The sequence below is a fragment of the Elioraea sp. genome (assembly GCF_022842375.1).
Classification (GTDB): domain Bacteria; phylum Pseudomonadota; class Alphaproteobacteria; order Acetobacterales; family Acetobacteraceae; genus Elioraea_A.
Genome location: NZ_JALHPR010000023.1, coordinates 65530 through 75436 on the forward strand (window position 1 = coordinate 65530; position 9907 = coordinate 75436).

A 9907-nucleotide genomic window follows, 5' to 3' on the forward strand; every position below is an offset into this window, starting at 1 on the left:
GGCGATGCCCGAGCTTCTTCTCGAACTCTTCAGCGAGGAAATCCCCGCGCGCATGCAGGCCCGCGCGGCCGATGACCTCGCCAAGGCCGTGACCGAGGCGCTCGGCACCCTGAGCCCCCGCGAGGTGCGGCCGTTCAGCGGCCCGCGTCGCATCGGGCTCGTTGCCGTGGTCGCGGCAGAGACGACGGCGAGCGCGAGCAGCGAGCGCGGGCCGCGCGTTGGTGCGCCCGAGGCGGCACTCGCTGGTTTCCTCAAGAAGCATGGTGCCGCGCGCGAGCAGTTGCGCGAGGACGGCGGCTACTGGGTGCTGGAGAAATCCTCACCCGCGGTCGCTGCGTCCGCTCTCGTGGCAGAGGCGATGCCCGGCGTCATCCGCCGGCTGTCCTGGCCCAAGTCGATGCGCTGGGGCGGGACGAGCAGCTTCGCCTGGGTACGGCCGCTGCGCCGCATCGTCTGCGCGCTCGATGGTGCCGTGGTGCCGTTCTCGCTCGCCGAGGATGACGATGACGGCCAGGGGCTCGTGGCGAGCAACGTCACCGAGGGGCATCGCTTCCACGGAGCGGGTCCGCTCACCATCACGGGCTACGCCGAATACACAGCGCGGCTCCGCGAGCATCGCGTGATCCTCGATGCCGCCGAGCGCCGCGCGGCGATCGCGGCCGGCGTCGAGCGGCTTGCCGCGTCTGTCGGCTGCACTGTCGCCGGTGACCCTGGCCTCTACGACGAGGTCGCCGGCCTCGTGGAATGGCCCGTGCCGCTGCTCGGCCGGATCGACGATGCGTTCATGGACCTGCCGGACCGCGTGCGGCAGCTCACCATGCGGCTGAACCAGAAATACTTCACGCTGCTGAGCGCCGACGGGTCCGCCGCGCCGTATTTCGTCGTCGTCGCGAACATCGAGGCGTCTGACGGCGGCAAGGCCATCGTCGCCGGCAATGAGCGCGTGCTGCGCGCCCGCCTTTCCGACGCCCGCTTCTTCTGGGACCAGGACCGCAAGCAGCGGCTCGACAGCCGACTGCCGAAGCTCGAGGCCGTGACGTTCCACGCGAAGCTTGGCACGCAGGGGGCGCGGGTGCTGCGCCTCGTCCGCCTCGCCGGCATCGTCGCTCCCAAGGTGGGGGCAGACATCGCGAAGGCGGAACGTGCCGCGATGCTGGCCAAGGCCGATCTCGTCACCGGCATGGTGGGCGAGTTCCCCGAGCTCCAGGGCTACATGGGCCGCCGCTACGCCGCGCATGACGGTGAGGACGAGGCGGTGAGTGCCGCGATCGAGCAGCACTACGCCCCGGCAGGGCAGGGTGACAATGTCCCCTCAGCCCCCGTCTCGGTGGCCGTGGCGCTGGCTGACAGGCTCGACACGCTCGCCGGGTTCTTCGCTGCCGACGAGCGCCCGACGGGCTCCGGCGACCCCTTCGCGCTGCGGCGTGCCGCCCTCGGCCTCATCCGCCTGATCCGCGAGAACGGGCTCAGGCTCGACCTGATTGCCCTGTTCGATGCCGCGCTTGCGGCCTACGAGGGCGTTCTCGACTTCGACGGCCCGAAGCGGACGGCGCTCGTCGATGACCTGTTCGGCTTCGTCATCGAACGCCTCCGCGTGCAGCTGCGCGGCGAAGGGCGGCGGCATGACGTGGTCGAGGCGTCGCTGGCCGGCGGCAAGGATGGCGACCTCGTCCGCCTGCTGGCCCGTGCCGATGCGCTCGCCGCCCTGCTCGGCACCGAGGATGGGGCCAACCTCGTCACTGCTCACAAACGCGCGAGCAACATCCTCCGCATCGAGGAAAAGAAGGACGGGCATGGCTATGCCGAGGCGCCGGACCCGGCGCTTCTGCGCGAACCGGCCGAGGTGGCGCTTGCCGCGGCGCTGGATTCCGCGCAACCGGAGATCGCCTCCCGCGTTGCAGCAGAAGACTTTTCCGGCGCGATGGCAGCGATCGGCCGCCTCCGCCCCCCTGTTGATGCCTTCTTCGATGGCGTGACCGTCAACGCGACGGAAACCGTTCTGCGTGCTAATCGGTTGCGCCTGCTCTCACGGATCCGGGCCGTCACGGCCGGGGTCGCCGATTTCTCGTTGCTTGCCGAGTCGTCTGTTCTCAAGGGGTGAACGCCATGGACGGAACCACCACGACCAAGTGGGTCTACTCGTTCGGAGCGGGCGCCAACGAAGGCCGCGCGGGCATGCGCAACCTGCTCGGCGGCAAGGGTGCCAACCTGGCCGAGATGGCCTCGATCGGGCTGCCGGTTCCGCCGGGGTTCACCATCACCACCGAGGTCTGCACCGCGTTCTACGCCAATGGCCGGAAGTACCCCGCGGGGCTCGAACAGCAGGTGAAGGACGCTCTCGCCGCCGTCGAGGAGACCACCGGCTTCCGCTTCGGCGACACGGCCAACCCGCTGCTCGTCTCCGTCCGCTCCGGCGCGCGGGTGTCGATGCCGGGGATGATGGACACGGTGCTGAACCTCGGCCTGAATGACGAGACGGTCGCGGGGCTGGCTGCGAAGTCGGGCGACGCGCGCTTTGCGTGGGACAGCTATCGCCGCTTCATCCAGATGTTCGGCGGCGTCGTGCTCGATGTCGATCATCACCGCTTCGAGGAGATCATCGAGGAGGTCAAGCACGAGAAGCTGGTGAGCGAGGACACGGCGCTGACGGCAGAGGATTGGCAGCGCGTCGTCGCCGGCTACAAGACGGTGGTGGAAGAGGCCACCGGCAAGCCCTTCCCGCAGAACCCGTGGGACCAGCTCTGGGCCGCCGTCGGTGCTGTGTTCGATTCGTGGATGAACCAGCGCGCCATCACCTATCGCCGCCTGCACGACATTCCGGCGGAATGGGGAACGGCGGTGAACGTCCAGGCCATGGTGTTCGGCAACATGGGCACCGATTGCGCCACGGGCGTGTGCTTCACGCGTGACCCGTCCACCGGCCAGAACATCCTCTATGGCGAGTTCCTGGTGAACGCGCAGGGCGAGGACGTCGTCGCCGGCATCCGCACGCCGCAGCCGCTGTCGCGCGCCTCCGCCAAGCCTGGCGAACAGTCGATGGAGGAGGTGCTGCCCGAGGTCTACGCCGATCTCGTGCGCGTGCAGAACGTTTTGGAAACGCATTATCGCGACATGCAGGACATCGAGTTCACCGTCCAGCAGCGTCGCCTCTATATGTTGCAGACGCGCAACGGTAAGCGCACCGCCGCCGCCTCGCTGCGCATCGCCGTCGACATGGCGAACGAGGGGCTGATCACGCGCGAGGAAGCCATCAAGCGCGTCAACCCTGCCTCGCTTGACCAGCTGCTGCACCCGACCCTCGACCCCCAGGCCAAGCGCACGGCGCTCGGCAAGGGCCTGCCCGCGAGCCCGGGTGCCGCCTGCGGCGTCGTGGTGTTCTCGGCAGAGGATGCCGAGGCACGGTCGCAGAAGGGCGAGAGCGTGATCCTCGTCCGCGTCGAGACGAGCCCCGAGGACATCGCCGGGATGCACGCCGCCAAGGGCATCCTCACCACCCGCGGCGGCATGACGAGCCACGCGGCGGTTGTCGCCCGCGGCATGGGCCGGCCCTGCGTCGCCGGAGCCGGCGGCATCAATGTCGACTACACCTCGCAGACGCTGTCGGCCGGCGGCGTGGTGGTGCGCGGCGGCGAGACGATCACGATCGACGGGGCGACGGGCGAGGTCTTCGTCGGCTCCGTCGCGATGATCGAGCCGCAGCTGTCGGGCGAGTTCGCGACGCTGATGGGCTGGGCGGACGGGATCCGCACGTTGAAGGTCCGCGCCAACGCCGAGACGCCGCTCGACGCCGACACGGCGCGGAAGTTCGGCGCCGAAGGCATCGGCTTGTGCCGCACCGAGCACATGTTCTTCGACGCAGAGCGCATCCTCGCCGTGCGCGAGATGATCATGGCCGATGATGCCGAGGGGCGTCGGCGTGCCATCGGCAAGCTGCTGCCGTTCCAGCGCAAGGACTTCGTCGAGCTGTTCCGGATCATGGCCGGCCTGCCGGTCACGATCCGCCTGCTCGATCCGCCGCTGCACGAGTTCCTGCCGCATTCGGCCGAGGAGATCGCCGACGTCGCCGCCGCCATCGGCGCCGATGCCGAAGCGATGGCCCGCCGCGTTGCTGACCTGTCCGAGGCGAATCCGATGCTCGGCCATCGCGGCTGCCGCCTCGGCATCTCCTACCCCGAGATCTACGAGATGCAGGCCCGCGCGATCTTCGAGGCCGCCCTCGAGGTCGGCGCCGAGACGGGCAGCGCCCCGATCCCGGAAATCATGATCCCGCTCGTCGGCATGAAGAAGGAGCTCGAGATCACCCGCGCGCAGGTCGAGCGGATGGCCGAGGCGGTGTTCGCCGAGAAGGGCAAGACCGTCGAATACAGCGTCGGCACGATGATCGAGCTGCCGCGCGCCGCCATCACGGCCGACCGGATCGCGGAGGCGGCCGATTTCTTCAGCTTCGGCACGAATGACTTGACGCAGACCGTGTTCGGCCTCTCGCGCGACGATGCCGGCAAGTTCCTGCCCGCCTATCTCGACCAGGGCATCCTCACGAAGGACCCCTTCGTCTCGCTCGACCGCGAAGGCGTGGGCGCGATGGTCAAGATCGCGGTCGAGAAGGGGCGCGCGACGAAGCCGGACCTCAAGCTCGGCATCTGCGGCGAGCATGGCGGCGACCCGGCCTCGATCGCATTCTGCCAGGAGGCGGGGCTCGACTATGTGAGTTGCTCGCCCTACCGCGTGCCGGTGGCCCGCCTTGCCGCGGCGCAGGCCGCCCTCGGCGCAGGCGGGGTCGACCGTACGGCGTGAGGGTGGCCATGCCGCGCGCAGGCGTGGCGGAAACTGCCGAACTCTGAGGCAACCAATCAGCGCGCGCGAGGCGGAAACCCCGCTCGCCGCCCGGCACGCTGCTTGCTGTATCGCGCCTGATCCCAGCCCGATCAGGAGCAACCGATGCCCATCTCACGCCGCGACATTCTCCGCACCGCCCCAGCGCTCGCGCTCGGCGGCCTTGCCCCCTTCGCGGGACCAGACCTCGCCCTCGCCCAGGCGCCAGGTGGGGTGCTCCGCATCGGCATGACGGCCGCTGCCGTGCCGCTGCCCAACGGGCAGACGGACCAGGGCGGCGAAGGCCAGCGCTTCATGGGCTACACGGTCTTCGACAGCCTGGTGTTCTGGGACCTGTCGCGCTCCGACGCTCCCTCGCGCCTCGTGCCGAACCTCGCCACGTCATGGGAGGTCGATGCCAACGACAGGACGCGCTGGCTGTTCCGCATCCGCCCCGGCGTCAACTTCCACGATGGCAGCCCCTTCACCGCGCATTCGGCGCAGTGGAACTTCGAGAAGATCCTGGACAACCAGGCCCCGCATTTCGACCCGCGCCAGTCAGCCCAGGGGCGGGCGCGGATTCCCACCGTGGCCAAGACGACGGCGCTGTCCGACGAGGTGCTCGAGGTGCGCACCACGGTGCCGGACGCGCTGCTGCCCTACGGCATCGCCTGGATCGTGATGTCCTCGCCCGCGCAGTGGGAGAAGGTGGGGCGGAGCTGGGATGCGTTCCTCAACGCCCCCTCCGGCACCGGGCCGTTCCGCTGCACCGCGTTCAGTGTGCGCGAGCGGGCGGAACTCACCGCCAACAGGGAGTACTGGAACGAGGCGCGCCGCCCGAAGCTCGACCGGGTCATCCTGCTGCCGATGCCGGAGGCGAACAGCCGCACGGCGGCGCTGCGCGCCGGCCAGGTGGACTGGATCGAGGCGCCTTCGCCCGATGCCGTCCCCTCGCTCAGGCAGGCGGGAATGCAGATCGTCACGAACGAGTACCCGCATGTCTGGATCTGGCATTTCTCGATGGTCGAGGGCAGCCCGTGGCGGGATGTGCGGGTGCGCCGCGCCGCCAACCTCGCGATCGACCGTGACGGCATGGCCGGGATGCTGGGGGGGCTGATGCAGCCTGCCGTGGGCCTTCTCACCCAGACCTCGCCCTGGTTCGGCAGCCCCACCTTCAAGATCCGCCATGACGTGGCCGAGGCGCGGAGGCTGATGGCGGAGGCTGGCTTCACGCCGCAGCGGCCGCTGCAGACCAAGGTGCTGATCCCCGCCCAGGGCTCGGGGATGATGCAGCCGCTGCCGATGAACGAGGCGATCCAGCAGGGCCTGCGCGAGGCGGGCATCGCCGTGACGTTCGAGGTGGTGGAGTGGAACGCGCTCCAGGCCGCCTGGCGGGCTGGGTCGCGCGATCCGCTGTCGCGCGGGGCGACGGCGCACAACAACAGCTACTTCAGCCAGGACCCCTTCACCGCGATCATCCGCCACGTCGATTCGGCGCTGGTGACGCCGCGCGGCACGAACTGGGGCTGGTACCAGGAGCCCGCGATGGATGCGTTCATCGCCCAGATGCGCACCGGCTTCGGCGAGGGCGAGGTCGATCGCGCGGCGGCCGCTGCGCACGCCAAGATCGTCGATGACGCGCTTTTCCTGTTCGTCGCGCACGACCTGAACGCGCGCGCGATGAGCCCGCGGGTGCGCGGCTTCGTGCAGGCGCGGAACTGGTTCCAGGATCTCGGGCCGGTGGCGATGAGCTAAGGGCGGCGGCGGCGCCCCCTCACCCTGTCCCTCTCCCCCTCCGGGGGCGAGGGGACCCTGGGGAGAGGGGGTGCAGCACGGTCACCTCTCCCGCTTGCGGGAGAGGGACAGGGTGAGGGCGGGGCGGACAGGCGCGCCCCGCTACTCCGCCGGCTGCGCCCGCCTCTTCTCGTCGCGGAAGGGCTGCGTCAGCAGCCGGTCGAGCCTGAGCTCGCCCGGGTCGCGGAACTCGTCGATGCCGATGGTGAAGCCGAGTTGGCCCAGCGCAGGCTCCGGCCGATAGGTGCCGAACCACCGGTCCCACACCGAGAGGCAGAAGCCGAAATTGCTATTGGTCTCCTCGCGGATGGCGCTGTGGTGAACCCGGTGCATGTCGGGCGTGACGATCACCCGCCGCAGCGCGGCGTCGAGCCAGGCCGGCAGGCGAACATTGCCGTGGCTGAACATGGAGGTGGCGTTCAGCAGCACCTCGAACACCAGCACCGCCACGGCGGGCGCACCGAGGGCAACGACGACGGCAATCTTGATCACCATCGACAGCACGATCTCGACGGGGTGGAAGCGCAGCCCCGTGGTGACGTCGAACCCGGTGTCGGCGTGGTGCATGCGGTGCAGGCGCCACAACACGGGCACGGCATGGAACACCCGGTGCTGCGCCCAGATGGCAAGGTCGAGCAGGACGACGGCGACAGGGATGGCCGCCCAGGCGGGAACGCCCATCAGGCGGAACAGGCCCAGCCCCTGCGCCTCCGCCCAAAGGGCTGTCCCGACCGCGCCGGCGGGGAACAAACAGCACGCGCACGACCAGGCTGTCGAGAACGACGATGCCGAGATTGGAGGGCCAGCGCGCGCCTCGCCCGTGTTCCTGGCCGCGGCGCGGGGCCAACACCTCCCACGCCGCCATGGTCAGCAGCACGCCAGCGAAGACCCCGAGCCTGATGAACGGCTCGGTCGAGCCGGCGTCCTCACTCATCCCGGCGACCGATCCCCGTTCCTCATCACCACACCTTAGCTGGCGCGGCGATCCCCATCGCCACGACCCAGCATCGAGCGTCGCGAGAGTCGAGGGCTATTCGCCCCGCGCTTCGGCCTCGGCCAGTGCCCGCGCCATCTGGCTCAGCGCGACCTGGTGACGCTCGTTGCTGATATGGGCGAAGTTCCGCGCCACCTCGAGGCAGAGCCGCTGGCGCTGCGTCATCGGCGCAGGCTCGCGGCCAGGACCCATCCCATCGAAGAACCAGGAGATGGGAACGCCGAGCACCTGGGCCATCTCATAGAGGCGGCCGGCCGCGATCCTGTTCAGCCCGCGCTCATACTTGTGCGCCTGCTGGTAGGTCACGCCGATTGCGTCGGCCAGTTGCTGCTGGCTGAGGCCGAGCATCAGGCGCCGTTCCCTGATGCGCGCGCCGACATGGCGGTCGATCGAGCCGGCGCGCAAGGCGCCGCGGCGGCCTTCCTCGCGGCCGTCTTCGGGTTGCAGCCGGGACATGACGTCCATCGCACCCTCCGGAGTTGTGACGGGCTCAGTGCCCGTGAGTGAACGCCAGTAAGACCGAAACCACGGCGGAATTCGCGTCCCGCGTAAGAACAATGTCGTGAGCACGCCTCAAGCGTTCATTGTCAAAGGCTTGGCTCACCGACTTGCGGGGGGAGGCGGATCGGCGCCGAGGCCTAGGGCGAGGTAGACGCGTTGGCTTGGCGGCCAGGCCTCCATCACCGCGTCGCGCCAGGAATACGCCGCCCAGGCGCCTGCACCCAGCAGGATGACGGTGACGGCCCAGCCGATCGTCGCCGCCCCTCCGAGTCGCGGGCGCGGCGGCGGGGGTGGTTCGGACGGGTCGGGGAATCGGGCGAACCCGCCGCCCTCCTTCTTGCCCGCCATCCCGGACCCGCCCGATTCGGGGCGCTGGGCGTCGCGGAACTCGGCGAGTGCGGGGTCCTCCGGCGGCTCGGGCGTGACAGGGATCTCGGTCGGGAAGCTCCCGCCCGCCCGCTGCGGCGCCTCGGGCCATTGCGGTGGCGGCGCCGTGTCGGCCTCGCCCACGGGCCTGGCGAGCCAGACATTGCTGCACTTGGCGCAGCGGACGCTCTTTCCCGCAGGCCCGATCAGCCCGTCGGCGACCTCGTAGCGCGACGTGCAGCGTGGACATTCAATGATCATGCATCCCGCCCCCGCACCATGCCCCCTGCAACTACCTGGCCCTGCAATCGCGCGCGGCCGAGGCAGCCCGCAGCCGGAACGTCCTCCGCCGCGCGGGCGGGCGCAAGAGGCGTTGGGGCACACCCGCCCCCGTCGGGGCATGGTTTCCAAGCGTGGCGCGCACCCCCTAAGCTTGCGCAAACGAATGGAGGAAATCGCCCGATGTGCCGTCGCGCGCTCACTGCCGCCTGGCTGCGACTCGCCGCCCTGCTTCTCCCATCAGCGCTTCTCCCGGCAGCGCTTCTCCCGGCAGCGCTTCTGTCGGCAGCGCTTCTTTCGGCACCGGCCACGGCGCAGGAGCCGCTTCGCCTGGTCGTCTGCGCCCCTGCTGGCTCGACGGTCGACATCACCGCCCGCCTCTGGGCCGATGCGCTGAAGGACAGGCTCGGCCAGCCCGTGGTGGTGGAGCCGCGGGCCGGCGCCGGCGGGATGGTCGGCGTCGAGCATGTTGCCCGCGCGCGGGCGGATGGGATGACGGCGCTGGTCTGCTTCCCCGGCAGCTTCACGATGCGCCCGCATCTCGGCGCGCCGATGCCGGTCGACCCCAACGCGGCGCTCGTGCCCGTTGCGCTGCTCGCGACGGCACCATTCGTGTTCGCCGCCGATGCACGCCTCGGCGCGACGCTGCCCGACTTCCTCACGCGCGCAAAGCAGCCGGGCGCCGACCTCTCCTACGCCTCGGTCGGCAACGGCAGCCTTGCCCATCTGGGGATGGAGCTGTTCAAGGCGCGAACTGGCGTGGCGCTGGTGCACGTGCCCTATCGCGGCAGCCCGGAGGCGATCGCCGACCTGCTCGGCGGGCGGATCGCTGCGTTCATCACGCCGCTCTCCGCCATCGCGGGCCAGATCGCGGAGGGGCGGATCGCTGCCCTCTTCACCACCGGCGAGGCGCGGCTGCCGCAGCTTCCCGCGGTGCCGACGGCGCGCGAGGCGGGGCTGCCCGACCTGACCGTCATCACCTGGCACGGGCTGTTCCTGCCGGCGGGCGTTCCGGACGCGGCGCTGGCGCGCCTCTCCGCCGCCGTCCTCGCCGCGGCGCGCGAGGACCAGCGCCTGCGCGAGGGGCTGGCGCGGGCGGGCTCGGACCTGCCGGTGACGACGCCGGCCGAGGCGCGGGCGCATCGCGTTGCCGAAAGTGCC

Annotated in this window: 7 protein-coding genes; 4 read left to right on the top strand and 3 right to left on the bottom strand. The window is 70.3% G+C overall.

Annotation, left to right across the window (positions count from 1 at the left end):
* The first annotated feature begins 4 nt into the window (after window positions 1-4).
* The 3 genes from glyS to Q0C38_RS17385 all read left to right on the top strand — a co-directional run bounded on the left by glyS (window position 5) and on the right by Q0C38_RS17385 (window position 6567).
* The gene (glyS, locus tag Q0C38_RS17375) at window positions 5-2101 is read left to right on the top strand and encodes a glycine--tRNA ligase subunit beta (RefSeq protein WP_291298380.1); all 2097 of its coding nucleotides are present in this window, start codon (window positions 5-7) and stop codon (window positions 2099-2101) included.
* A gap of 5 nt (window positions 2102-2106) precedes the next feature.
* Window positions 2107-4794: a pyruvate, phosphate dikinase gene (gene ppdK / locus Q0C38_RS17380; protein WP_291298381.1), complete on the top strand. Its 2688-nt coding sequence runs from the start codon at window positions 2107-2109 to the stop codon at window positions 4792-4794.
* Between the two features lie 144 nt (window positions 4795-4938).
* Entirely contained in the window at window positions 4939-6567 is a 1629-nt protein-coding gene (locus Q0C38_RS17385; RefSeq protein WP_291298382.1) for an ABC transporter substrate-binding protein, read from the top strand.
* A 141-nt stretch (window positions 6568-6708) separates the two neighbouring features.
* Here the strand turns inward: Q0C38_RS17385 and Q0C38_RS17390 are convergent, their stop codons facing one another.
* The 3 genes from Q0C38_RS17390 to Q0C38_RS17400 form a co-directional block, all read right to left on the bottom strand.
* Entirely contained in the window at window positions 6709-7356 is a 648-nt protein-coding gene (locus Q0C38_RS17390; protein WP_291298383.1) for a sterol desaturase family protein, read from the bottom strand.
* A 280-nt stretch (window positions 7357-7636) separates the two neighbouring features.
* Window positions 7637-8056 carry a helix-turn-helix domain-containing protein gene (locus Q0C38_RS17395; RefSeq protein ID WP_408870044.1) on the bottom strand — a complete coding sequence of 140 codons (420 nt, stop codon included), beginning with the start codon at window positions 8054-8056 and terminating at the stop codon, window positions 7637-7639.
* Window positions 8057-8200: 144 nt separating this feature from the next.
* Window positions 8201-8728 (bottom strand): zinc-ribbon domain-containing protein, encoded by a 528-nt coding sequence (locus Q0C38_RS17400; RefSeq protein ID WP_291298385.1) that lies wholly within the window; start codon window positions 8726-8728, stop codon window positions 8201-8203.
* Between the two features lie 201 nt (window positions 8729-8929).
* Between Q0C38_RS17400 and Q0C38_RS17405 the strand changes: the two genes are divergently transcribed.
* On the top strand, window positions 8930-9907 hold a 978-nt coding region (locus Q0C38_RS17405), incomplete at its 3' end, for a tripartite tricarboxylate transporter substrate binding protein (protein ID WP_291298386.1).